Genomic DNA, 26299 nt, shown 5'->3' on the forward strand with positions numbered 1-26299 from the left:
ACTGTTCCCGGACGGTTTACGAATCAATCATTTTTCGCACCATTTACGTCATAGAGACGTCTATGCCGTGGGCCGTTCGGCGCTGACGTGATGCCCGGACGGCGCCACGGCGGCGGGGCCGCCCGGAGCCGGCACCGCCACGGCGGCGGCGCCGGAGCCGCGGTGCCCCGCAGCGTGTGCCGCCGCGGTGAGCGCGGCGACGGTGCGGGCCGGGTCGCCGTGGACCACCGACGCCGCCGGGTGCCGCCCGTCCGCCCCCGCCGCGGCCGGGCCCGTGAACAGCACCAGAGTGCCCGGCCCGCGCACCTCATGGGTGACGGTCCGGACCGGGCCGGCGGAGCGCCCCGTCCCGAGCCACCCGGTCAGCACCCCGGAACGGAGCTCGGCGCCGAGCAGTGCGAACGCCGCACCCCGTTGCGGGACCCAGTGGGCCGACACGTCACCGGCCCAGCTGATCGTCACCCGGGTGGTGCCGGCGTGCGGCCGGACCTGCGCGGCCGCGAGGACCACCGGCACCTCGCCGCGGGAGTCGGGGCGGCCGAGCACCGTCCCCGCCGCGGCGCGCACCGCGGCCCGGGTGTCCCCGCCGCCGGTCAGCGCCCGGTACGCCGCCGACACCGCGGACCGGACCGGCAGGCGTCCGGGGCGCAGGCCCCGCGCGAGCACCGCGGTGCCCTGCCCGGAGACCTCCGCGACGACCTGGCCGGCCCCGGCCGGAGCCGGGGTGGCGTGTGTCGCGGCGGGCAGCGGGCCGGCCTGCACCCGCGGTGCCACGCTCGGCACGCCGGCCGCCGCACCGGCGTCGTGCAGCAGCTCGGCCAACCGGTCCCCCAGCTCGATCGCCCGGACGAGGTGCCGCACGCCACCGAGGGTCTGGCGGTAGCGGGCGTCCTGCGCCCGCCGTCGGACCTCGAGCAGCTCCCGCTCGGCAGCCACCGCCGCACGCACCCGGTCGCGGCTGACACCGGCCGTGAGCCCCTCGACCGCGAGCTCGGCGACGCGTATCGCGTTCAGTACCGCGTCCCGGATCGCCACCGGCACCGGCGGCGCGCCCGTCCGGCGGGCGAGCACGGCCTCGGCGGTGTCCGCCGCGCGGTGCAGGCGGTGCAGGCGGACCTCGGCCCGCCGCTCCCCCGCCCCGGCGAGCCGGGCGGCGTCTGCCCGGGCCCCGGCCAGGGTCTCGGCCAGCACGACCATGGCCTCGACCGCGGCGTCGACGGCCTGCTCGGCCTGCCGGTCCAGCAGGTCGATCCGGGTCCGCACGGCCGGGTCCGCCGGCGGCGCCCGCGGGCCCCCCGCGCCGGCCCGCCGACGTTCGGCCTGCACCCGCGCACGTGCCCGGTCGGCCCGGCCCTGGGCCGCCGACGCCGTGGCCGCAGCCGCACGGAGCCCGGCCACCAGCTCCGTCGCCGTCGGGGGCGCCGGGGCCGGTTCCCCGGTCCGCTCCCCGGTCCGCACGGACGCCGGGACGCCGCCGGTGGCCGCGGGGGTGTCCACCGCTCCCGGCCCGCGCAGCCCGGCCGGGAGCCGCCCGGCCCGGACCGGCGCCTGCCAGAGCACGTTTCGTGCCCCGTCGACCGGGAACCGGCCGGTCAGCGCGGCCCCCCGCACGAGCTCCACGAGGACGCGGTGGCCGCGCTCGGCCGCCGGGAGGGCGGCCCAGCCGCCGCGCGCCGCGACCGGACGCGGCACCCGTACCGCCGGGTCGCCCAGCAGGTCCAGGCCGGCCGCACCGGGCACCGCCGCCGGGTCGGTCCGCAGCGCCGCCCGCAGCACCGGCGGGGCCTTGCGCCACCACGTCCGCAGCTCGGGCCGGGCCCGGTAGCCGCCGTCCGAACCGACGACGAGCAGGCCGCGCGCGGCCATGTCGGTCAGCAGCCGGCCCGCGGCCGCGGCGTCCCCGCCGAACCGCGCCGCGTACGACGCGGGGGTCGCGCCGCGCCGGGCCCCGGCCAGGTTCACCAGGACGCCCAGCTCCGGGACGGCTGCCGGGCGCACCGGCCCGTCCGCCACCGGCGCCAGCCGGGCGGCGAGCACACCGGCGTCGTGCCGGCGCTCCGGCCCGTCGTGGCGGCGGGCCCGCACCACGTCACCGGCCCAGCGCAGCAGCGTCATCGCGGCGTCGGCCCGGGCGAGCCGCCCGTCGTCGGCCGCGGTCCCCCGGGCCCGCCCGTCACCGATCGCCCGCGCCCGGTCGCGCCACAGCCGCACCGCCGAGTGCAGTGGGTCCGGGTCGACCGTGCGGGCCCGCTCGCGCTCGGCCCGGCCTCGGGCGTTCTCCAGCGCCGTCTCCAGCTCACCGCGCCGCCGCGGGTCACGCCCGTGCGTGTGCCGCTCCAGCAGCGCCTCGAGCACGCGGATCCGGGCACGGGCGTGCTCGGCCCGCAGCCGGTCACGCTGCTCGAGCTCCGCGCGGAACCGGGCCGCGGCGGCCGGGCCGGGCGTGACCCCGTTGCGGCCGGCGTCGACCACCCGTAGTGCCTCGACGAGGATCGCCACGGTCGCGGCCCGCTCCGGGCTGGTGCCCGGCCGCATCCGCGACAGGTGCTCGCGCAGCACCGGCAGCGACGCCAGCACGGTCCGTGCCTGCTGCCGTTCCCGGCGTTCGGCGAGCCGGCGCTCGGTCCGCCATGCCCGCGCCACGGCACGGTCCGCACGCTCGGCGGCCGTCGGGCGTGCCTCGGCCGTCCGGGCCGGCAGCGGGGCGAGGCCCGCGGCGAGGTCGTCGGCGAGCCCCCGCACCATCTCGTCCCGGGTGCCGCCCGGGAGACCGAGCACGGACAGGTGCTCGGTGATCGCCGCGGCGAGCCGGGCCTGCGCGGCGCGCCCGCGCCACGGCCCCGGTGTCACCGCCCGCAACCGGTCGGCGAGCCCCGGCCGGGCCGGCCGGTCCGCGCGGACCCGGCGTACCGGCTGGGTGCGGCCGTCGCCGTAGTTGTAGTTCAGCGCGTCCCGCACCACGTTGACCCCCAGCACGACGGCGATCACCGCCGCACCCCGCGGGAGCTGCTCGGCCCAGGTCTCGCCCGCCGCCCACGGCCGGGTCGCCGCGTACACGGCCGCCATGAACAGCGGCCCGTCCAGCTTGCGGAACTCGTTGCCCACGTCGGCGCCGTAGAGCGACCGGATCCCGAGCCGGTGCCACCACGCCCGGACCTGCCCGGCCGCGTCGTGTACCGAGCCCAGCCGCCGCGCGGTCAGCGGCCCGAGCCGCTCCGTACCCCGGTCGAGCAGCCAGACCAGCGGCGGGCCCGACAGCAGCCCGAACGCGGCCGTCACCGCCGCACCGGCGAACCAGGCGGTCGCGCTGCCGCTCTCGCCCGTGCCGAACAGGGCCACGACGCCGTTCGCGAGCCAGAGCGCCGGGAGCACCACGAACGGCGCCAGGACGATGTCGGAGACCCGGATCCATCCGGCCCAGCGGGTCTGCACCGCCGTGACGGCGGTCGGGACCAGCGTCGCCGCGACGTAGTACCACATCCCGTTCGCCGCGCCCGGCGGGAACAGCACGTTCAGCCCGAACACGCCGAGCCCGGACACGAGCGCGGCGCGCGCGGCCGAGCGACGGGCATGTCCGTACGCGGATCCCTCCACGCCCCCGGCACGCATCATCGACCGCCACTGCAGCGTGATGCGGTAGACCACCAGTGCCTGTGCCGGGACCGCCAGCAGGCGCGGCAATGCCGTCGCGGCCGCGGCGAGCCCACCGGACACGACGCCGGCCACGGCGAACGCCGCGGGTGCCGCGCCGAACAGGGCACCGGTCGACAGTGCGGTGACCCACCGTGGCGGGGCGCGTTCCTGACGGCTGCCGCGCAGCAGGTGCCGCACGCGCACCGCGGCACCGGAGAGCACCAGCGTACCGGCGGTGAGGCCGGCCTCCGTCCAGCCGGCACCCACCATGGCCGCCGCAGGCACCGCTCCCGCACCGGCGATCCCACCGGTCCACCGCAACTGCCGTTCCCGGTGCGCCGGCCCGGAACCGCGTTCCGCGGAACCGCCCCGGCGGACCCGGTCGGCCGCCGCACTCGTCCACCACGCCACGGCCGCGGCCGGGTGGGCCGTCGCACCGGCCGCGCGCAGCAGCACACGCACCGGCGCGGAGGCGGCGGCGCGGCGCGCACGCAGCTCGCCCGCGGCCGCGTCCCGGCCCTCGCGGGCGAGTGCCGCGGCCGCGCGGTCGGCCCGCAGCGCGTCGTACTCGGGCAGCCGGGCCACCGCACGCTCGACGAACCGGCCCAGCTCGACCCGGAACGCCGCCGGTCGCACCTCCGACGTCACCGTCGCCCGGCCCGCACCCAGCGCGCGCACCTGCCCGGGACGCAGCCCGGTCTCCCGGGCCAGCGCCGCGATCCGGGTGCCTGCAGCCAGGCCACCGGTCAACCGCGCGATCTCCGCACGGCGTGGCGCCAGCCGTGCGGCCAGCGCGTCCTGCCGGGCGGTCAGCAGGTGCTCGGCCGCACGCCGCTCGAACTCCTGCACGGCGTACCGCCGCCAGGACGAGACCTGCTCACCGCCTGCCCGGAGCGCACCGGGGACACGGTGGGCGTGCAGGGCCCGACCGATCGCCTGCCGCGCCGTGCCGAACCGCTGCGCGGCCGCGGACGACACGCCCCGGCGGGTACCCGGAGCCGCCGGCGGGGCCCGGGCCCCGCCGGTGGCCGGCGTGGCGGCGGACGCCCCGGCCGGCCGGCCGGCGATCGTGCCCCGGGTCGCCGGCGCACCGCTGCGCTGCTGTTCGGCGGCGAGACCGGCCCCGGGCAGTGGTGTCTCGGGAGTGACGGCGGCGCCGTCACCGGCCCGCCACCAGGACCGCGCCCGGTCGAGTGCGGCCCGGCCGGCGACGACCCCGCGATGGTCGTCCCGCGCGGCCACACCCATCCGGCGGACCGTCGCCCGGTCCAGCTCCCGCCACGCGCGCACCGCGGACGCGGCGGTGTCCGGCTCCCAGGCGTGCCCGGCCCGGGCGGCCCGTTCCCGCACCGCCTCGATCGCCTGCTGCTCACGGCCCGTGCGGGCGGCCACCACCAGCCTGCGGATGTCGCGGTGCAGCCCCGTCATCGACCGCCGCTCCGGTGCTCGCGCGGCTCCGTCGAGCCGGTGGAGGAGGTCGACGACCGACGCCGGCGGTACCGCCGGGTCGGCGGCGGACCGCCACAGGCTGTTCACCACCCCCAGCACCCGCAGGGCGGCGGACGCCTCCGCGGGAGTACGCGCCGTCACGGAGCCCAGGCGCGGCAGCTCGGGGATCCGTGCCCGTTCCTGGGCCGCCTCGGCCGCGGCCCGCACCAGATCGCGCCGGTGCCGCAGCTCGGACAGCTCCGCCTCGGCCTGCAGCGCCGCGGCCCGCGAGCTGATCCGGGGGTTGCGACCGGGCTCGCGCTGCGCCGGCGGCACGGCGTGGTGGCGGCGCACGGCCGCGGTCGCCGCTGCCGTCTCCCGGAACCTGCGGTCGAGCTCGGCGGCCCACTCCGCCAGATGTGCAGCCCGCTCGCCGACGGTCCCGGCCGGCCGGGCCGAGGCGCCGGGCAGCCCGGCCACCCGGCCCACCAGCTCCTGGTACCGGCGTTCGGCTGCCTCCGCAGCGACCCGCTGGCGCGCGAGCAGGATCGAGGTCCCGGCCCGTTCCCGCGCATCCGCCCACCGGCCGTCGACCCAACGCTGCGCCATGGGACCCACGACCGGGACACGGAAGCCGTCGCCGTCCCGGCGGAGATGCCGGACCTGCGCCAAGGACTCCATCAGGCCGTACCGGGCCGCGGACACCCCGGCCGGGTGGAGTCCCCGGTGGCCCGTCGGCACCGGGGCGTGCCAGGCGTTCCCGCGCATCCAGCCGTAGGCCCACGCGACGCGGATGTCGAAGTAGGGGACCGTCAGCGTCGGCGGGAGCTGTCCCGGCCCCGGCCGCGGGGCCTCCGGGTCCGTGCTCCGGGGCTCCGGGTCCGGGCCTCGGGCTCCCGGGCCGGGGACCGCCGAGGCGGCCGGGGTGACGACCACGTGCCGGTGCCCGGGCGCAGGTCCCGCGCGCCCGGCGGCGGCCGCGGACCCGTCCGGCCACGCACTGGCGGAGCGGCCGGGCCCCGGTGCCGGGACGGCCTCGGCCCGGGTGCGGGCCGACGCCGGAACGGTCCCGGTGGTGCTGCGGACCGGCACCGCCCGGACGGTGGCCGGCGCCCCGGCCGTCCCGGGCCGCCCGGCGGCCGTCGTCGGCGTCGTCCGGGCGGTGGTCTGCGCCGCAACGGTGTCGACGGCCGTGCTCTTCGGCGCCACCCGGGCGGATGCGGCCGGCGGGGCCGGCGCGGCGGTCAGGCCGCCGGAGACCATGAGCCCGGCGGCGGCGCCGGCCACGACCTGGCGCGCCCGGGAGAAGGCGGGGCGGCCCGGGGCGCTCTTCGGCCCGGTCGTCGTGGCAGTCGGCGGGGCGGCACCGGGTCGAGCCCCGGCCATCGCGCCGGAGGGTGCACGGTTCGCGGCGGCGGTGGGCCCGTGCGATCCGGTGGCCGGATCGCGTCCGGGGACCGGAAGCCCGTCGATGTGCCGGAGGCCGGCTGGGCCCTGCACGAGGTCCAGCTCGTCCTTGATCGCGCGCTGCTCGGCCCGGACACCGGCGAGCTCCTGTCGTGCCTCACCGGCGCGGGCGTCGTTGCGGGCCTGGTGCGCGCGCTCGATCGCGGCGTCGAGCCCCTTGCGGCTCTCTCTCGTCCCAGCGGTGTCGGCCTCCGGCCTCGGGGCCGGCCGGGCCGACTCGTCGAGACGGGTCCGCAGCTCCCCGGCCCGCACCTCGAGCTGCCCGAGGCGCTCGCGGAGCGCGGGAGCGGTCGGGTGCTCCACCTCGCGCACCGTCACGCGCGGCGGCGCACCGGCGGTGCGCGACCCGCGCGCCGGCACACCCGCGGTGTTCCCGGTGCGCGCCGGACCGGTGTTCCCCGGTCCGGGCGGCTGCTGCGCACCCCGCGGCGAGGCGGGCACCGTGATGGTGCCGAAGTCCTCGCCGGTCCGGCGGTCGACCACGCGTGCGGTCCGCAGCTCGCCGTCCGGGCGCGGCCCCCGGGCCGGGGCGAGCGGCCCGGCCGGGGAGCGTGGGACGCCCGTCAGCGGACCGTGGCGCGCCGTGTGCCGGAGCTGCGCCTGGTGCTGGTGCCGGACGGAGTTGGCCGCCGCCCCGCGCTCGGTCATGCCGTGCACCTTCGCCATGCCCGCCGGGAGGCCGAGCATGGTCGTGGACAGGGCGAGATCGTTGAGTCCCCGGGCGCGCTGGCCGCTGCTCAGGGAGTCCCAGTCCCGGTACAGCTGCACGCCGTGATCAACGGTGTGTGCGCCGAACCCGGCCAGCGCCGTACCGTTCATCGCCCGGCCCGCGGTCTGGTAGCGCAGCGCGGACGTCGCCGCCCGGGCCTGCTGCGCCGCCGCAGCCGCCGACGTCGTCGAGGTCGCCGGGGTCAGGGCCGACCTCGCCAGCGCCGACGAGCGGAGGAACGCCGTGCCCGCACCGCCCGACACGAGGCCGCCGCCGATGGTCACCCAGCTGTTCCGCGCCGCCCGGGACTCGATCGGGTCGAGGCTCTGGCCGCGGACGTACCGGCCGCGCAGGTTTCCGATCTCCTCGCCGACGGCCACCGTCGTCGTCGCGGCGAGGGTGGCCCAGCCCGCCGCCGCGATCGGCTGGCCACCCGGCGTGAACGTCACGGCGGCGAGGCCGGCGACCGTCGGGGCCAGGTAGACGTAACCCTTGTTCCTGTCCCACCAGTCGTAATGACGACCGTTGGTGCTGGTCAGGGCGAAGTCCCCGGCGGCGTCGCCCCAGTCCTCCGCGGTGACGATCCGGGTGTCCTCGCCGAAGAGCTCGTTGTTGTCCCGGAAGTCCCCCAGCCCCGAGTAGTCGTGGCCGTTCGGGTCGACGTAGCGGACCTCGCCGTCGTCGTCCTCGATCCGGTAGATCGGCATCCTCCCGGATCCGTTCTCGTCCGAGAAACCGACGCCGAGCTCCTCGACCACGCCGTCGTCGCCGCCGAGCTCCCGGATGCGTTTCCGGGCGTCCGCGCTGTCGACCTTGTCGAGGTCCACCTTGCGCTCGGCGAACTCCTCCCGCAGCCGGTCCTGCGGATCCCAGTAGGCAGCTGCCGCCGCCAGCCGGTCCCCGGTGTCGTCGCCGAACCCCTCCTTCTCGGCGAGCCGGTCGAGCTGGTCGCGCTCGTCGTCGGTGAGCGCATCGACGGCCTGCTTGCCCTCGGCGGACTTCACCGCGAGGAAGACGTCCGTCCGCCCGGTGGACGGCAGCTGGACGTCGGTGTCGCGCAGCACCGTGTCCGGCGAGCGCCACGCCCGGTCCTTCGCGGTGGTGTCGTAGGTCAGGCCGATGCCCTCGGCGAGGGTCGAGTACGTCCCGGACAGGCGTTCCTGGCGCGGGTCACCCGACCCCTCCATGTCCTCGGCCAGCCGCTCGGCGTCGACCTGCAGATCGTTCCAGGTGCGCAGGCGGTCGGCCAGCGCGGTGTCCCCGACGCCCTCTGCCGCGGCGATGTCGAACTCGCGCATCCGTTCCCGGCGGTCCCGGCCGTCGCCCGCCGGGGCCAGGTCCTTCCGGGTGGCGCCCACCCGCCCCTCGATCCCCTCGAGGGCCTCGATCTCACCGTTGATCCACCCGCGTTCCCGTTCGAGGGCGACCCGCTCGGTAGGCGTGGCACCGGGGCCGAGCTCGGCCACCCGCTGCTCGTGGGCGGCGTGCCGGCGGTCCACCTCCGCGGCACGCGGGACCGTGCTCAGCTCGGCGATCCGGGCACCGTGCAGTGCCGCGCGGTCGGCCGCGGACAGCCCGGCGCCGGCCGGGTCGCCGCTCTCGTCCGCCCCCATCTCGCGGAGGCCCTCGGCGCTGCCCGGCAGGCCCGGGACATCGGCGAACGCCTCCTGCTGCTCGGCGGTCGGGTGCCCCTGGCCCCGGACCGAGTCCACGACCGTCCGAGCGCGGGCGAACTCGGCATCGGTCTCGGCCGCCTCCTCGATCAGCTCCAGGTGCGGGGCGAGCTCCCGCTCCTCGGCAGCGGTGAGCCCGCCCTCGTTCGCCGCACGCTGCGCCGCCACGGCGTCCTCCAGCCCGGGCAGCTGCTCCTCCATCCGGTCGGCCCGGTCGTGGAGGATGCTCAAGCTGCTGCCGACCGTCAGGACGGCGTTCGTCCGGTCCCGGGCCGTCAGCTCGGGCAGCGCGTCCTGGTAGGCGTCGTAGGCCGCCCTGTCCTGTTCGTACAGGTCGGCCAGCGCCTGGTCGTCGAGCGGCGGAAGCGGGTCGCCCTCCTCCAGCCCGAGGTGCTCCGCGAGTTCGCGGTCGATCTCGGTGTCCTGGGCCGGGCGGGTGAAGTCCGGGTCGATCCCGATCATCCACGCGGCGGTCGGCTCGCCCTCCCAGCCGAGATCGTCGAGGCCGCCGGACGCTGTGCACTCGTCGGGACCGGCCTTGCAGCCGAAACCGGTGTTCGCGCCGTCCTCGTCCGGGTGCAGCAGGTAGCCCGAGCCGGTCACGGACTGTCCGGCCGCGTTGGTGCTGCGACAGTCCGGCCCCTCGCAGACCGTTCCGCCGCCGGGCCCGTACCGCATCCCGATGTCGCACCCGGTGGTCCCGGCACGGCACTCGGCCCGGTTCCCCCACGGGTCCGTCCAGTGCTGCAGCTCGTCCTGGTCACCCCAGAAGGTGACCGTGCCCGGATTCTCCGGGACCTGCTCCTCGCCGATGACCGGCTCGGTGAACGTGCAGTTGGGGCAGTCCTGCACGCGTGCCTGGGCCCAGTCCGGACGGGTCAGGGTGCAACGGCCGGTGCATTCGGCCGACCCCTCGTTCCCGGCTCCGTCCGGGGTGGTGACGGTCAACTGGTTCGCCCCGCCGACGACCATGTGGTCGGGAGTACCGCCGAGGAGCTTCTCCTCGTCGCTGAAGGTGTGCACCCAGGACCTCTGGTCCTGCTCGACGCGGTATCCCTCGCGCAGCTCGATGTACCCGGTGTCGCCCCTGCCGGTCCCGTACCGCCCCGCGCTGCCGTCCGCTCCCCGGGTCGTGATCGACGAGACGGCCAGGTCCGGCCGGTGGGACACGCCGTCGGCGTGCACGACGTCGCCCTCGGCGGAGGTGAAGGTGCCCTCGCCCTGGAAGGTGATCCGGGCGGGGTTCCCCGCACCGTCCCGGCCGGTGATCTCGGCCCAGTCCCCGTTCGCGACGAGCCGGTCGCGGCCCTGCTCGCCCCCGGCCTCGGCGCCGCCGCCGCGGGTCGGGCCGTGGTACTCACAGGCACCACCGCACGAGATCTGCACCGGTGATCCCTCGGGCCCGGTCGGCCGGAAGGTGCTGGTCGGCCGTGCCTGCTGCTGCTCCGCGGTGGGGCGGAACCGGACCGTCTCCCCGCTGTGGCCGTCGGTGAACTCACCGTGGCCCCGCACCCAGCCCGAACCGTTGCCCTCCCGGTCGCGGGAGATCCCCGCACCGTCGGTGCCCCGGACCCGGTCCTCCCGCTCGGAGCCCGGCTCCACCGGCAGCGCACCCTCGAAGCCCGTCCCCGGGTCGTAGCTGATCCGCTCGCCGTCGTCGGTGCGCAGGTCGAGCCCGTCGGGGCAGCCGTCGGCGCAGGTCTCGGAGATCGGGTCCTCGTCGCTCGACTTCACCGACAGGACGGGGTTGCCGTCCTCGTCGAGCCGACCCTCGATCCCGCGGTCCTCCTCCCCCATCTCCTCGACGGGGGTCGGTTCGTCGCCGTCGCCGGCGGCGGCCTCCTCCTGCTGTGCCGCGAGCTCGCTCAACGACGGCGAGGTCGCCGTGAAGTCGTTGGACCCGCTCTGGGTGAAGTTCGCGCAGTCGCCCCAGCAGGTGGCCCCTCCGCCACCGCCCGGGCCGGCCTGGGCGTAGGCGGCGACGCCGCAGCTGCCGTTGCCGGTTCCCGAGCAGGTGCCCTCACCGTGTGCGTCCCACCGGCCGCCCGGGTCCTCCCAGGTCGGTGCGGTCTCGACGCTGTCCGACGCCTCGGCGTGCGCGGTGTAGCTGCTGGTGCAGTTCGCGGCCCCGGAGCAGGACGCACCGGCCTCGGCCCAGCCCGGCCCGGCGGCGGCGTGCGCGGTCACCGAGACGCCCCCACCGCCCTGGCCACCCCCGCCGGAGCCGGACGCGTGCGCCTCGGCCCAGCTGCCCCCGTCCGACGCCGACGCCGAGGCCGTCGCCGAGTAGGAGTGCGTGCAGTTCGCCGCGCCCGAGCAGGACGCCGACGCCGACGCCGACCCCGGACCGGCATCCGCCTGCGCCGACACCGACACACCGCCACCGCCCTGGCCACCGCCGCCGGAGCCGGACGCGTGCGCCGACGCCGAGTTGGCACCGTGGGAGGCTGCGGCCGACGCCGTCGCGGAGTAGGAGTGCGTGCAGTTCGCCGCGCCCGAGCAGGACGCCGACGCCGACGCCGACCCCGGACCGGCATCCGCCTGCGCCGACACCGACACGCCACCACCGCCGTGGCCACCGCCGCCGGAGCCGGACGCGTACGCGGACGCCGAGTTGGCCCCGTACGCGGCCGACGCCGAGGCCGACGCGGAGTAGGAGTGCCGGCAGGTGGTGCCGCTGCTGCCGGTGCAGGCCGCCGAGGCGGCCGCGTACCCGGGCCCGGACTCGGCCGCCGCGGTGGTCGTCACCTGGCCCGAACCGGTCGTGCCGCCCCCGTGGCCGTCGGCCGACGCGGACGCGGCGCCCGACGCCGCCGAGCTGGAGGCGGAGTACGAGTGCCGGCAGCCCGACCCGGCGCTGCCCTCGCAGGCCGCGGCCGCCGTCGCGACGTCACCGGTGGCCTCGGCGACGGCACTGGTCGCGCACCAGCCGCTGCCCGACCCGCCGGACGCCCCGCAGCGGGCGTCGGCCCGGGCCGAGTTGCCGGCCGCGGCGGCCGAGTCGCTGCTGGTCGCGGACCAGCGGTGGGTGCAGTGGTCGCCGTCGCACGAGGCCGACACCTCGGCCCCGGCCGCGGAGGCCCCCGCGCGGCTCGCCCCGGCACAGGTCCCGTCCGGACCGGCGGTGCAGCCGGTCTGCGACCGGGCGGAGTGCGCACCGTGGACGGCCCGCACCGCGGTCCGGGTGGTGCAGTCCGCGCCGGTGCAGTGCGCGCTGACCTCGGCGGTGTCGGCACCGGCGAACCCGCCGGACCCGGCCGAGCAGCCGGGGGTCGTGCACTCGGCGGCCCCGACCCCGTGGGCGACGCCGTCCCGCCCGGGCACGGTCCGTTCGTCCGGGGCGCCGGCCGGCGCCCCGGCGAGCGTCCCGGCTTCGACGGTGCCCGACAGGTCGTCGGTGGCGACGGTGACGCTGCGGGACCGCGACGGGCAGTCCGCTCCGCCGGTGGCGCAGTCAGCCGTGGCGGCTGCCGTGGTGGTGACGGCCGGGCCGGTGCCGGTGACCGTGGTGATGCCGCCCTCGGCCCCGGCGGCGGCGCGACAGCCCTCGGTACGGCCCGCGCAGCCGGCCGTACCGTCGGCGAGCGACACGCTCGACGGGGCCGAGCCGGGGGAACCCGCGGCTGCGTCCGCGCCGGCCGCGGCGTCCCCGGTGTTCGTGTCCCCGGTGCTCGTGTCCCCGGTGCCCACAGCGTCCGCGCGGTCGGTGGCGGCACGGGCGGCGCGGGCGTGGTCGATCAGGGCCGGCACACCGTCGCCGGAGCCGGCGTCGGCGGTCGCACCGGCCTCGGTGCCGGTGGTGACCGTGCCGCGGCAGGCGGCGTCCGGGCAGTCCACGGCCGCGTCGGCGGCGGTGCTCGCGGAGCGCGCGACCGCGCCGTCGTCGGCGGCCGGGAGCTCGAGGGTGGTGGTCGCGCCGGCCTCGGTGGCGCACCCGGCCGGTCCGGCGGTGCAACGGGAGCGGGCCAGCGACCGTGACGTCGCGGCGGGGTCGTGGGCGTCGGCCGGGTCCAGGTCGGCGCGGGAGGTGCCGGTGGTGACGACGGTGCAGCCGGGGCCACCGCACCGGCCGGACGCCTGTGAGGTGCTCCAGCCGGCAGGGGCGTCGGCGACCGGCTCGTCGGCGGCCGCACGGGCGGTGTCGGCGTCGTCGGAGGCCTGGTCGGCGACGGCGCGGGCCTGCTCGGCCGCCTCGTCGGCAGCCGCGGCGCGCTCGGTCGCGGCGGCGCGGGCCTGCGGGTCGGCGTCGGTGGTGCCGTCCACGGCCGCGCGGGCCTGCTCCGCGGCGCGCTCGGCCTCGCCGGCGCGCCGTGCGGTCTGCTCGGCCCGGTCCTCGGCGTGCTCGGCGAGCGTCGTGCGCTGCAGCGCGACCACGTCGGCGACGACCTGACCACTGCCGGCGCTCGAGGTGCTGACTCCGGCGCAGGCGCTGTCCTCGCCGTGGCACCGGGAGGTCGAGGAGGAACCACCCTCCGGTGGGCCGCGGGCCCCGAACGCCTCGCCGACCACGTCCGGACCGTCGGTGCCCTCGGCGGAGGTTCCCACCGCGCCGGAGCAGCCGCCGGGGCCGCCCTCGCAGTCCAGCACGGCCGAGACGTTCGACCAGGCCGAGGCGCCCGGCACGGTCGGGGCGACCTTCGCCGCGGCACCCGGCGAACCGCCCGGCGGCAGCGCCGGCTGCTGGTCGGTGGGGTCGTCCCGGCCGGCGGGCTCCCCGTCACCGCTGTCCGCGCCGCCGCTGTCCGGGCCGCCGGAGGTCGTGTCGCCGTGGGTGCCGGACCGGACCGACGCGCTCCCGGTGGACCAGCCCTCGACCAGCGGGGCGATCACCGAGGCGTCCGGGCCTGCGGAGGCGCCGGAGTTGGTGACCGCACGGCAGGCATCGCTCACGCCGTCGCACGCGCCCGAGCTGTGCGAGCCACGCGGGTCCGCGGAGACCGACGGGTCGGTGCCGGACGCGGTGCTGTCGACGCGACCGTCGCAGCCGTCGTCCCCGCACTCGAGGGCGGCCCCGGCCGCCGACGCGGCGGACGGTCCGGTCGCCGCCGCCCGCTCGGTGGCGGCGGTGTCGCCGGACAGGCTGCGTGCCGCGCCGGAGCCGGTCGAGGCGACCGACACCGTCTGCGGGCTGCACGAGCCGCCGCCCGCGGTGCAGGAGGCCTGGCCGGAGCTGGTCCGCGGCGCACCCGATGCCGGGTCGTGGCTGGTGGCGGTGCTGGTCGCGGCGCCCGAGCAGCGGGTGCCCGCGGCACAGTCGACCCGGCCCGAGGCCGTCGACACCGCCGACGGGCCCGCCGCGGCCGGCTCCTCGCCGGGCAGCACCGCGCCGGGGCCGGAGGAGGCCGCCGACGACGTGGTCGCCCCGCAGCCGCCGTCGGTGACCCGGCACTCGGCGCTGCCGGTGCTGGTGCGGGCCCGGCCGTCGTCGACGGCGTCGTCCGCGCCCGAGGCGGCGCTGCGCACCGAACCGGCGCAGGCCGGCGAGCCGGGCGCGCACTCCACGTTGCCGGACGCCCGCGAGTCGCTCACCGGGCCGGTCGGCGTGGCCTGCGCACCGGACCAGGCGTCCGACGCGGCGGGAGCCGCGGTGCTCGACTCGGACCGGCTGGTGCAGTCACCACCGGTGGTGTCGCACCCGGCCGAGCCGGTCGACCGGGTCCGTTCGCTCGCCGTCGTCCGGCCCGACCCGGCGTCGGCGACCGGGTCACCCGAGCCGCTGCCGGCGGTACGGGTGGAACCGGTGCCGGTGCAGTCGGGGTCGCCTCCACAGTCGACGGTCGAGAGCGCGCGGCCGACCGTGTCCGGACCGGTGCTGCGCCCGGTCGCGGCGACGACGCCGGACGGAGTGTCCGGGCCGGTCTGCGGGGTCGCGCTGTCCGCGGAGCCGGTGCTCGTGCAGCGGCCCTGCTCGGCGGTGCAGTCACCGGCTCCGGTGGTGGCGCGCTCGACCGGCTCCTCGTCGCCGCTGACGACCGAGCCGGAGGCACGGGTGGCGATCTCACCGGTGCCGGTGCAGCCGGTCCGCCCGGCACAGTCGACGGTGGCGCGGGCCTGGCTCCGGCCCTCGGCCTCGCCACCCTGCCCGACGCCGCTGCGGAACAGGGCCGGGACGCCCTCGCCGGTCGGGTCCGAGGTCCGTGAGGCGGTGACGGCGTCGCACCCCCCGCCGGTCACGGTGCACTCGGCGTGGCCAGAGGTCACGGCGCTGCGGTCGACCGGGTCGGTCCCGGCGGCGGCCGCCGCGGCCTGCGGGGCCCCGCTGGTCGCGGGTCCGTCTGCGGCGGTTCCGGCGGTGTCAGCTCCGCGCGCCACAGCGCGGTGCGCCGCAGCACCCGTGACCGCAGCTCCCCCGGTCGCGTCCTCGGTGGTCTCGGGGGCGTCGCCCGCGGTGGCGGTGTCACCCGCGGCACGGACCGACTCCGATCCGGGCGTGCCGGCGCGGGTGTCACCGTCGCTGTCCACCGTGGCGTCACCGGTGCAGTCCTCTGACCGTCCGCAGTCGACGGTCGCGCCGGCCCGGGCCGGTTCGTCCCCGCGACCGGGGGTCGCCTCGACGGTGGTCGCGCAGCCCGGACCCGCGCAGTGCGCGGCGGCCTCGGCCCCGGCGGCCCGCCGGTCGGCGTCGGCGGCCTTCGCCCCGGCCGGGACGGCTCCGATGCGGGTGCGGCCGGTTTCGGCAGTCACGTCACAGCCGGGCCCGGCGCAGTCCGCGCGGGCGCCCCCGTCGTCGGTGGCCGAACTCAGGCGGCAGTCACCCTCAGCAAGGTCGCAGGCCGCGGAGGCGGAGGAATCATCCGAACCGGACCGTCCACCGGGGTTGATGCTGCTGGCGGCGTCTCGTTCGGACTTCGTGCCGGCGTCGGTCGCGCACCGCGGATCGGTTCCGGTCAGGGTGCAGGAGGCGGCGGCGCGGTCGTCACCCGACCCTACCGACACCCCGCAGGAGGAGACGCCCTTCAGCGCGCGGCAGTCGTCCTGCTCGGTGGTGGTGTCGCCGGCCCACGCGGGGCGGCGGTCGTCCTCGGTACCGGCGGTCGCACGGTCGGTACCAGGGTCGGCCGCGGCCGACCCGGTGGTGGTGTCGGACCGGTCGCCGGGGGCCCGCGCACCGCAGGCGGCGAACACTCCGCTGGTCGTACAACCGGCGGCGGTCTCACCCTCGGCGCGCACCGCGGTGTCGTGCCCGGTCGCCTCGGCCAGCCGGTCGGTGTCGTCGTAGACCTCGCGCGCCCGCTCGGCGTGGGCGGCCTCGCGCTCGGCGACGGTGTCCTCGTCGAGGGTCCCTGCCTCGGCCTTCGCGCGCTGGGCATCGAGCCGCGCGGAGTCGCGCTCCAGCTCGCGGTGGCCGTCGATCACGTCGTCGATCTGTTCGACCCGCTCGGGCGAGAGTCCCGACGCGTCCTGCTCGACGGACTCCTCCAGCTGCTGCTGCTCGGTCCGGCGCTTCGCGTACTCGGCCCGGGTCGCCTTGCCGGCGCGCACGTCGCTGCGCAGCTCGGCCAGGTCCGCGCGGCCCTGCTCCGCCTCGATCCGACCCTCGAGCACCGCCTCGGTGCGTTCCGGGGAGTCGTCGTGGAAGCGGTGGTTCCCGTCCTCGTCCTGGTGGATCCCGTAACGGGACACTGGAGGACCGCGCTCGGACACGCTCGACCGCTCCCACCGGTCGGGGTCCGCCCGGTACCCGCACCCGGCGGGCCCACCGGCGCAGTCCACGCCCGCCCGGCCGTGCGGCGGCGCGGCGAGCAGGTCGGTGCCGGGCTGGTAGCCGTCACCGTCGCCGGTGTCCGGGTGCTCCGCGGCGGCGCGCTCGTCGGAGCGGGCCGGGAGTGCTCCGGGCGGCAGGCCGGAACCGGGTGCGGTCGGGGCGGCGCGGCCCGGGTCGCCCGACGGCTGGTGCTCGAGGGCCTGCTGCGCGAGCCGCAGGCCGGCGTCGACCGCTTCCCCGACCAGGCGGACGACGGCGTCGGCGTGCGGCATGCCGCCCGCCTCGGCCAGGTCCCCGGTCCGGTCGACGACGGCCCCGGCGATCGAGCGGGCTCGCTCGACGACCTCGGCGCCCGACGGTGCGGTGCCGTCCCGATCGCGTGGGGTCGCGGACCACGCGATCGGGGCGTCACCGGCCGTGGCGTCGTGGAACCGCTCCGGGTTCCGTCCGTCCCGTTCCTCCGTCCCGGCGGCACGCACCGGATCCCAGCCGTGCGGGCGGTGCACGCTCCACGCGCCGCTGCCGGACTCCCGGCCGTCCTGGCCGGCCTCGGCCCCGGGCATCCCCTCGGTGCCCGGCTCCGGCCCGCCGTCGTGTGCGGGCGGCGCGGTACGGGGTTCCCAGCCGGCACCGGCCCGGTCCCAGCCGCCCCGGGCGACGTCCCACCCGGTGTCCGCGCCGTTCGCCCCGGTGCCCGGGAGCCCCGGTTCGGGAAGGCGACCGGACTGCACCGCGGCCTGCCCGACGTCGGTGAGGTCCCGGGTGAGCCGGCCCGCCACACCGGGCAGCCACCGCTCGATGCCGTACTCCTGCCACAGCTGGGCCGGGCGGTCGTTCCCGGACGACCGCAGGCGCTCGGCGAGTTCCCGTGCCGGCTCGGCACCGTGCCGGCCGTCGTGCAGCGCGCGTTCCACCATCGGTTCGACCGCGTCGAGGACGGTCCTCGGCGCCGTGAACGGCAGTGCCGAGGTCAGCGCGGACCGCACGGCGCCGCGCGCTTCGGTCGCCGTCGGGCCGTCCGCAGCGCTGCGCTCCGGCAGCTCCGGCAGTGCCCGCAGTGCCGGGCCCGAGGCCGGGTCCTGGACACCGCCCGCGCGGTGGACGCTGCCGGCATCGGCGAGCCGACCGGTGTCGGCGATCGGACCGGGGTGCGCCGTGCCCGTCGGCGCGGACGACGGCGAGATGGCCTCACCCGACCGGTCCGCTCGCTGCCGGAGCGCCTGCTCGACCTGCTCGCGCGCCTGCGCGACGGCGGCCGCGTACCGGTGCTCGACCGCGGTCCGGATCTCCGCCGGATCCCCTGGGACCGCGTGGTCGAGGCCACGCTGTCCCGGGGCGGTCCCGCCCGGCCGATCGAGGGCCCGCTCGACGGCACCGTCGCCGGCCCGGAGCGCCCACTCGACGACCTGCTCACCCGGCTGCCCGGCCACTCCACCGCGAGCCGCATCCACGACCCACTGGCCGGCGCCGTGCCGAACGGCGTCACCGAGGCCCTCGGACACCCGGGCCGTCCCGGCCGGCGGGGACTCCTCGGTCGGCCGGTTCGCCTCGGACCGGTGTGTCACGAGGTTCTCGATCGCGTCGGCGAACGGCTCGACCGCGCCGGCCGGCTCCGACCCGCGGTCCGCGGCTGTCGCGCCCCGGTCGAGGCGCTGGTCCACACCGGGTTCGTTGCCGGTACCGCGCGGCGTCACGTCCGTGGCCCGTTCCGCCGCCCGCTGCTCCGCGGCCCGCACGCGCTCGGCGACCCGCTGGCCCGCCTGCTCCCGCAGGCCGTCCGTGCGCTCGGCGACCGCCTGCTCGGCGCGGGCCCGGATCGCGTCGGCGTCGACACGGGTCGCCCGCTCGACCGCGGGGGCGACATCGTCGAGCGCGGGCGCGGCGGTCGTTCGCGTCCCGGCAGCATCGCGGGCCGTATCGACCGCCTGCAGGACCCGGTCGTCAGCAGCGCCGCGGGCCTCGTCAGCTGCGCGCTGCGCGACCTCCCGGGCGTCCCGGGCGAGCTCGTCGGCGGAGCGCGATGCGCGGGCGGCCTGCTCCCCGGCCTCGTCCACGATCTCCCGGGCCACGGCCGCGGACGGGTTGTCGCCGCCCAGCGCGGACCGGGGCATGCTCACCGTGGAGCCGGCCTGCCGGCCATCGCTCGCCGCGGTTCCGGTCCGGTGCGCCGCCCGCTCCGACGGGGCCCGCTCCGAGGCGGGGCGCTTCTTCTGCGGTCCGGAGTCCTTCGGCGCGGCGGCCTTCGGTGCCGGGTTCTTCTTCGGTGCCGGGTTCCTCTTCGGTGCCGGGTTCCTCTTCGGTGCCGGGTTCCTCTTCGGTGCCGTGTTCTTCTTCGGTGCGGGGCTCGCGGCCGGTGCAGAGTTCTCGGTCGGCCCGGAGCTCTTCCGCGAGCCGGAGCCCTTCGTGGAACCGGAGCTCTTCCGTGACCCGGTGTTCTTCGGTGACTCCGAGCTCTTCCGTGACTCGGAGCTCTTCGTCGAACCGGAGCTCCTCTGCGAACTGGAACTCTTCGTCGAGCCGGCGTTCGCCGACGTCCGGTCCGTGCGCTCACCGGACTCCCGTGACCCGTCACGGGAACCGCGGTTCTCCGTCGTCGCCGACTTCTCCGAGTTCGCCCCCGAGTCGCCGGACTTCTTCTCGGAACTCTTCTGCGACTTCTTTCCGGAGTCCTTCTCCGAGCTCTTCCCGCCGGAGCCCTCGGACTTCTTCGCCGACTCGTCCGACTTCCCCTCACCACCCGAGCGGTCGTTCCCCGAATCCCCGGAGTTCGAATCGCCGTCCCGGCCGCCGCCCGAGTCATCGGACTTCCCGGAGTCTCCGCCGTCGGACGAGCCGGAACCACCGTCCGCGCTCGCCACGTGGACGATCGGGCGCCCGGCCGACCCGTCCGTCCCTGGGGTGAGCGTCCACGCGGCGGTGACCGCAGCCACCACGATCCCGAGCGTCAGGCACGCGCGCAGCACGACCGACAGGACGGTGCGACCGCACCACCTGCCGATCCGAGCCGTGCCGTGCATCGAGACCACTCCACTCGTGGGACGCGGCACCGTGCGGCCGGTTTCGACCGGCCGGCTCGTGACACCGCAGAAGATGAGGAACATCAGGAACGACGAGACCTGCCGCGGTAGACCTCACGCAGCGGCCCGTCCACACCGGACACGAGATCCGAGCGCGAACACCACCGTGGGTGCGTCCGGGGTGACGAGCGCGAGCGGTCAGCGCTGTCACCGAGGACGAACAGACCGTAACCTTCGGAGATCCTCTGTGTCCAGTCCGGGCACGGACGATCTGCCTCCCCCGGACTCGCGGCCTTCCGGTGACACCCACTCGCGTGGACACCTGTGGCGCACTGCCCGATGCACGACCCGATCCACGGGCACCGGCACGCCACCAACATTCGGAACGCACCTCGGACGGCGCCCCGGCCGGGACCTCGCCCCCTCGACGCACCGGATCTCGACGCCACAGCCCACCTCTGCGACGGGAACGGCCCGCCGTGCCACGGATCACGGCAGCGCTCGGGCAGCCACCGCATCCGACTCGCCCCATCCGGGTCGCCCGATCCAGCAGTTCACATCCAAGACACATCCGCCCCGCTTCTCGCCGACCGGATCGACCGGAGAACATCGGGCGCGACGACACCCCTTTCGGAATCGCCGGTCGGAATTCGAGAGAACCGCGACCACGGAAACGGCGCAGCCCCGGATTCCAGGGACCTGCCACACCGAACAGAACCGGAAACGACGACACCACCGGGAAGCGCAATGCCCGCGTGGGCCACCGAGCAGCGGGCGAACGAATCGGAGGTCGTCCGGACCGGAACGCTCCGTCGTCACCCGCGACCGCACCGGCGCGGCGGCGACGCCGGTCGCTCTCCACCGCCACTGCTGCGCCGTGTCACCCCCCGCCCGTCCGCCGGGGCGGGGGTGCTGTAGTGTTCACCGCGTTGCACGGCCCCCGTAGCTCAGGGGATAGAGCACCGCCCTCCGGAGGCGGGAGCGCAGGTTCGAATCCTGCCGGGGGCACTTCGGTGCCAACATTCAGATCGGCTCCTCACCAGGGAGAACCCGGTGAGGGGCCGATCTTGTTGTGTCCGGTTCCGTCAGCGGCACGACCGACTCGCCGCTCGACCGGGCCCGGCAGGAACATCAGCTCGGCGGGACGAGGACCGGCCCCGGGCGATCCCCCACGCGGAGCAGTCGGCGGCGCGGCCCAGTCACGCCGGAGGTCGGCTCGCCACTGCGATCGCGATCGCGAATCGGAACCCGCTCACCTCGGTCGAAAACCCCGTGGTCCCGGCCTGCCGGCGCCACCCTCCACGGCATGACCGCACACCACACCGCCCAGCCGCCCCTGCGCACCGACGACGACGTGTTCGACCGCGTCTCGGCACTGGTCGGCCGGGCCACCGCCGACCGGCAGCTCTGGATGATGTTCGTCGACGGCGACGACCGGCAGTCACCCGTCGTGATGCCGGTGTCCGACATGCCCTCCGAGCCCGAACCCGGGACGGCCGCGAAACTGGCGCAGGTGCTCGGCGGGGTGCGGGAGGAGCTGACCACCGACCGCGGCCCTGGGTCGGTGATCCTCACCTGGGAACGCCTCGGGCCCGACCGCCCGGTCTCCGCGGACCGGGCCTGGGCCGACGTGCTGGACGAGGCCTGCCGTCTCGGCGACGTGGTCCTGCGGGGCATGTTCCTCAGCACCCCGGGTGGGACACAGCGGCTGCGGTCGTGACGGACCGGCCGCTTCCGGCACCGGCCCGGCGCCGGGCCGGACGTGGTCGCGACAGGCCGTAGTGGCCGCGCAGGGTCGTCGCCGAGTACTCGGTACGGAACAGCCCGCGGCGCCGCAGCTCGGGGACGACGTGGTCGACGAAGTCCTCCAACCCCCGTGGCAGGTGCGGGGCCATGATGTTGAACCCGTCGGCGGCGTACTCGGTGAACCACACCTCGAGGGTGTCGGCGACCTGTTCCGGCGTGCCGGTCACGACGCGGTGGCCACGGCCGCCACCGAGCCGGGCGAGGATCTCGGGCAGGGTGAGGCCCTCCCGCTCCGCCATCCGTGCCACCAGGTCGTACCGGCTCCTGTTCCCGTTGATCTGCTCGATCGGTGGCAGCGGCGGCAGCGGCCGGTCGAGCGGGTGTTCGGACAGGTCGAGGCCGAGCATGGTCGAGACCTGGGCCACACCGTGGTCCGTGACGAGCAGGTCGTCGAGCCGGCGTTCCAGGTCACGCGCCTCGGCCTCGGTCGCACCGAGGACGGGCACGATGCCGGGCAGGATCGCTGTCTGCCCGGGGTCGCGGCCGTGCCCGGCCGCGCGGGCCTTCAGGTCGCGGTAGAACTCCTGGGCGTCGTCGAGGGTCTGGTGGGCGGTGAAGACCGCCTCGGCGTGCCGGGCCGCGAACTCCCGGCCCGCCGGTGACGACCCGGCCTGGACCAGCAGCGGGTGCCCCTGCGGCCCGCGGGGAACGTTCAGCGGCCCCCGGACGCCGAAGAACTCGCCGCGATGGTCCAGGGTGTGCAGCAGGTCGGTGTCGGCGAAGGTCCCGGAGGCCTTGTCCGCGACGAACGCCGCATCGTCCCAGCTGTCCCAGAGACCGGTGACGACGTCGAGGAACTCGGCCGCCCGGGCGTAGCGCCGGTCGTGCTCGTCGGCCGCGTCGCGACCGAAGTCGCGGGCCTCGGCGTCCCCGCCCGAGGTGACGATGTTCCAGCCCGCCCGTCCGGCGCTGAGGTGGTCGAGCGTGGCGAACTGGCGGGCGAGGGTGTAGGGCTCGGAGAACCCGGTGGACGCGGTCGAGATCAGTCCGATGTGCTCGGTGGCGGTGGCGATCGCGGTCAGCAACAGCACCGGGTCGAGGGCGTTCGGCACGTGGTGGCGCGCCGCGTGACCGATCGCGAGCCCGTCGGCGAAGAACACCGAGTCGAGCCGGCCGCGTTCGGCGATCCGGGCGAGGTGCTGGAAGTGGCCGACGTCGAGGATGTCGTGGGGACGGCTCCAGGGCAGCCTCCAGGCCGCTTCGTGGTGGCCGACGCCCATGAGGAAGGCGTTGAGGTGCATCTGTCGCGGTGCTGCCGACACAGGGGGGTCTCCTTCTCCGGCCGTCGCCGGGGTGGGCGGGCGGTGGGCGGCCTCAGGCCGGTGGCGTGCGCCAGCGGGTGAGGCGGTGCTCGACGGCGACCAGGAGCTGGTTGAGCGCCAGGCCGAGCAGCGAGATGGTGAGGATCCCGGCGTACATCTGCGGGATCTGGAAGTTGTACTGCGCTGCGGTGATCAGGTAGCCGAGGCCGGCCTTGGCCCCGGTGAGCTCGGCGGCGATCAGCACCAGGATCGAGTAGGCCGCCGCCAGCCTGACCCCGGTGAACAGCGCCGGCACCGACGAGGGCAGCACCACCTTCCGGAACAGCGCCGGCGAGCTCAGCCCGAACGAGCGCGCCGACTTCACCAGGAGCGGGTCCACCCCACGCACCGCGCTGATCGTGTTGAGCAGGATCGGCCAGGTGCAGGCGAACACCACCAGCGCGATCTTGGAGGTCTCGCCGAGACCGAGCAGCAGCACGAACACCGGGAGCAGCGCCAGCGCCGAGGTGTTGCGGAACAGTTCCAGCAGCGGGCCGAGGACGTCGGCGACCGGGCGGTACCAGCCGATCAGCAGGCCCAGCGGGATCGCGACCAGTACGGCCAGCGCCAGGCCGCTCACCGAGCGCAGCAGGCTCGCCTGCAGGTGCTCGGCCAGCTCGCCGTCGACGATCAGGCCCCACAGGGCGGCCACGACCTCGGAGAACGACGGCAGGAACACCCGGTCGACCAGGCCGGACCGGGGCACGAGCTCCCAGAGCGCCAGGAACAGCACGACGGCCGAGCCACGGCGGAGCGCGACGGTCACGAGTGGCGGGATCGAGTCGGTCCACCGGGTTCCGCCACCGGGACGACGGTCGGGGTCCGGCACCACCGCGGGCGCGTCCGGAGGGATGGCGCCGGCGGTCCGGGATGCGGTGTCAGGCAACGTCGGCCACCGCCCGGGTGGTCGCGGGCCCGTGCTCGGCCGGCGCCGCCGGCCGGAGGGCCGCCGGGTCGCGCTCCGTCGGGGCGCCCTTCGTCGAGTGCCCGCGGGCCTGCCGGTCGGCGCGCTGCACCTCGTCGCGCAGCGCCGCCCACACCTGATGGCGGTGCCGCGCGAACTCGGGGCTGGAGCGCACGTCATCGGCCTCGTCCCGGGCCCCCAGCTCGATCGGGATGATCTGTTTGACCCGGGCCGGCCGTGAGGTCAGCACGGTGACCTGCCGGCCGAGGAACACCGCCTCGTCGATGGCGTGGGTGATGAACACGATCGTCTTGCCGGTGCGCGCCCAGATCCGCAGCAGCTCGTCCTGCAGGGTCTCGCGGGTCTGCGCGTCCAGGGCGGCGAACGGCTCGTCCATCAGCAGCACGTCGGGGTCGACCGCGAGGCTGCGGGCGATGGCCACACGCTGCTTCATCCCCCCGGAGAGCTCGTGCGGATGACGATCGGCGAATCCGGCCAGTCCGACCAGGTCGAGGTAGTGCTCGGCACGCGCGCGGCGTTCGCGCCGGGACAGGCCCGCGGCCTCCAGTCCGAACTCGACATTGCCGCGTGCGCTGCGCCAGGGCAGCAACGCGTACTGCTGGAACACGACGCCCCGGTCCAGGCCCGGGCCCCCGATCGGGACACCGTCCAGGCTGATCGTGCCGGAGCTGGGCGCGCTGAGCCCGGCCAGCAGGTCGAGCAGGGTCGACTTGCCGCAGCCGCTCGGGCCGACCAGCACGCTGAACTCGCCGGCGGCGACCTCGAGGTCGATGCCGTCGAGCGCGGTGACCTCGCGCGCCGCGCCGGGGTCGTTCCCCGTACGTATGGAGAAGCTCTTGGAGACGTGGTCGAAGGTGATCGAACTGGTCATGAGGGCTCCTCTCCCCCGCGACCGGCCGGCGGCGCCGCGACGGGCGCCGCCCCGGCCGCGTCCGGAGGCGTGGCGGCGTAGGGGTTGAACCGGTTGGTGTAGAGCCGGGTGGGATCGACGCGGCCGGGCTCCAGCCGGCCGTCGCGCTCGAGCCAGCTCGTCCACGTCCCGAACTCCTCGGGACGGATCACACCGCCGCGCCCGGCGATCCCGGTGCTGGTGAAGTACTCGATGGCGGTCGTGTCCTCGTTGCGGTCGCGGCGCGCGATGATGTCGCGGAACCGGGCGACGACCTCCTCGCGCGGCTGCTGCTGGGCCCAGGCGACGGCCCGGGCGGTGCCGGCGACGAAGGCGCGGGCGGTGTCGGGTTCGCGGGCGAGGAACTCGTCGCGCATCACGTAGCTGCCCGCGGTGAACGGGCCGAGGAACTCGACGTCGGTGAACACGGCACGGATCCCGCCGCGCGCCAGTGCCCTGTCCCGGTACATGTCGTTGAGCACCGCGACGTCGAGCTGCCCCGAGCGCAGCGACTGCTCGGCGGCCACCGGCGGCACCACCACCAGCTGCACCGAGTCCACCTCGGCAGGCGTGAGCCCCTGCCGGGTCAGGTGCATCCGCAGCACGGCCTCGTAGTGCCCGCCCAGGGTGTTCACCGCGACGGTCCGCCCGATCAGGTCCCGGACGGTTCGGACGGGGCTGTCCGCGCGCACGTAGTAGCCGCCGAACGTGCGGGTGTCGGTGCCGTAGTAGCCGATCACCGCGGTGATCGGGGCCCCGGCGGCGGCCAGCTGCAGGATCGCCCCGTTGAACGCCCCGCCCACATCGGTGTCGCCGGTGACCGCGGCCTGGATGTCCTGCGGACCGCTGGTCGTGTTGCCGATCCAGTGCAGTGCCACGCCCTCCAGCAGGCCCATGTCCGCGGCGAGCTCGGGGAAGGTGACGTCGCCGGTGGCGCCCTGGTAACGGACGACACCCGGCTCCGGCCCCGGGCTCCGTGCACACCCGGTCAGCGACACGGCCGCCACGCCCGCCAGACCGGCGAGGAAGGCACGCCGACGCACAGTCAGGCCGCGCCGGAGGCGACGCCGGCGTAGGCCGCGGAGTCCCCGGTGACCGCGACGCTGCGCTCGCCGGCCGGACCGACGGGGACCTCCCCGGCGACCGTGACCCGGTGCAGCCTGCGCGGGGTGTCGCCGTAGTCGGCCACCGCGTAGTGCTGGGTGGACCGGTTGTCCCACAACGCGATGTCCCCCGGCGACCACCGCCAGCGGACCGTGTTCTCCAACCGGGTGATGTGCGTCTGGAACAGGTCGAACAACGGCTTGCTGTCCACTCCGGACAGCTCGAGGAAGCGTTGCACGAAGTGTCCGAGCAGCAGGGCGCGCGCGCCGGTCTCCGGGTGCACCCGGACCACCGGATGGTGGGTCCGGTACACGGTCAGGGCCCCGGCAAAGTCAGGATGAGCGACTGCTGACCTGCGGCGACACGCGGGCGTAGGTACGAAGGCGGGCACGGGGCCCGACGTGATCATGAGGGTGTCGAAGTCCTTGATCACGTCAGGAAGCCCGTGCCCGCGTTGTCAGTGTCCCCGATCGTTGCTGCCCTGGATCAGGTGGAGGTCGACCTCGATGAGGTGATCGCCACCGCTGCGACCGAGCCGGCGCCAGCTGTGATGTTGTCGCTGGTAGAGGCGTTGTCGCAGGTTCCCGACCCGCGCAAAGCGCGAGGAGTGCGCCACGACGTGCTCGCGGTGCTGCTACTCGG

At 76.6% G+C, this 26299-nt stretch carries 7 protein-coding genes and 1 tRNA gene; 2 read left to right on the forward strand and 6 right to left on the reverse strand.

The genetic code is table 11. The annotated features are described in order from the left end of the window. Nucleotides 1-60 precede the first annotated feature (60 nt). On the reverse strand, nt 61-19632 hold the full coding sequence (locus tag BM093_RS18970) for a hypothetical protein (RefSeq protein WP_143105438.1): 19572 nt from the start codon (nt 19630-19632) through the stop codon (nt 61-63). Nucleotides 19633-20568: 936 nt separating this feature from the next. Here BM093_RS18970 and BM093_RS18975 point away from each other — a divergent pair. Together BM093_RS18975 and BM093_RS18980 are read left to right on the forward strand one after the other, a co-directional pair. Continuing rightward, nucleotides 20569-20640: transfer RNA gene (locus BM093_RS18975), tRNA-Arg, on the forward strand. A 298-nt stretch (nt 20641-20938) separates the two neighbouring features. Next, nucleotides 20939-21352: a hypothetical protein gene (locus tag BM093_RS18980; protein WP_093345774.1), complete on the forward strand. Its 414-nt coding sequence runs from the start codon at nt 20939-20941 to the stop codon at nt 21350-21352. On the opposite strand, the gene BM093_RS18985 is transcribed toward BM093_RS18980, so the two are convergent. The 5 genes from BM093_RS18985 to BM093_RS19005 form a co-directional block, all read right to left on the reverse strand. Further along, on the reverse strand, nt 21315-22679 hold the full coding sequence (locus BM093_RS18985; RefSeq protein ID WP_093345778.1) for an LLM class flavin-dependent oxidoreductase: 1365 nt from the start codon (nt 22677-22679) through the stop codon (nt 21315-21317). The two genes, BM093_RS18980 and BM093_RS18985, sit on opposite strands and share 38 nt — an antisense overlap. A 73-nt stretch (nt 22680-22752) precedes the next feature. Continuing rightward, complete coding sequence (locus tag BM093_RS18990; protein ID WP_177238560.1) at nt 22753-23505, reverse strand: ABC transporter permease; 753 nt, start codon at nt 23503-23505, stop codon at nt 22753-22755. A 112-nt stretch (nt 23506-23617) separates the two neighbouring features. Continuing rightward, the gene (locus tag BM093_RS18995; protein ID WP_093345787.1) at nt 23618-24535 is read right to left on the reverse strand and encodes an ABC transporter ATP-binding protein; all 918 of its coding nucleotides are present in this window, start codon (nt 24533-24535) and stop codon (nt 23618-23620) included. Beyond that, on the reverse strand, nt 24532-25560 hold the full coding sequence (locus tag BM093_RS19000) for an ABC transporter substrate-binding protein (RefSeq protein ID WP_245773627.1): 1029 nt from the start codon (nt 25558-25560) through the stop codon (nt 24532-24534). Before BM093_RS19000 ends, BM093_RS18995 begins: the two co-directional genes overlap by 4 nt. Before the next feature lie 38 nt (nt 25561-25598). Next, nucleotides 25599-26066, reverse strand: coding sequence for a TauD/TfdA dioxygenase family protein (locus tag BM093_RS19005; protein ID WP_093345912.1), 468 nt, complete (start codon nt 26064-26066; stop codon nt 25599-25601). Between the last annotated feature and the right edge of the window lie 233 nt (nt 26067-26299).

This window comes from Pseudonocardia ammonioxydans, from assembly GCF_900115005.1.
Taxonomy (GTDB): Bacteria; Actinomycetota; Actinomycetes; order Mycobacteriales; family Pseudonocardiaceae; genus Pseudonocardia; species Pseudonocardia ammonioxydans.

Bases quoted from the DNA above. Each gene is read 5' to 3' on its own strand.
- BM093_RS18970 (WP_143105438.1), bottom strand. From the start codon at position 19,632: ATGCACGGCACGGCTCGGATCGGCAGGTGGTGCGGTCGCACCGTCCTG.
- BM093_RS18995 (WP_093345787.1), bottom strand. From the start codon at position 24,535: ATGACCAGTTCGATCACCTTCGACCACGTCTCCAAGAGCTTCTCCATA.
- BM093_RS19005 (WP_093345912.1), bottom strand. From the start codon at position 26,066: ATGATCACGTCGGGCCCCGTGCCCGCCTTCGTACCTACGCCCGCGTGT.
- BM093_RS18985 (WP_093345778.1), bottom strand. From the start codon at position 22,679: ATGCACCTCAACGCCTTCCTCATGGGCGTCGGCCACCACGAAGCGGCC.
- BM093_RS18980 (WP_093345774.1), top strand. From the start codon at position 20,939: ATGACCGCACACCACACCGCCCAGCCGCCCCTGCGCACCGACGACGAC.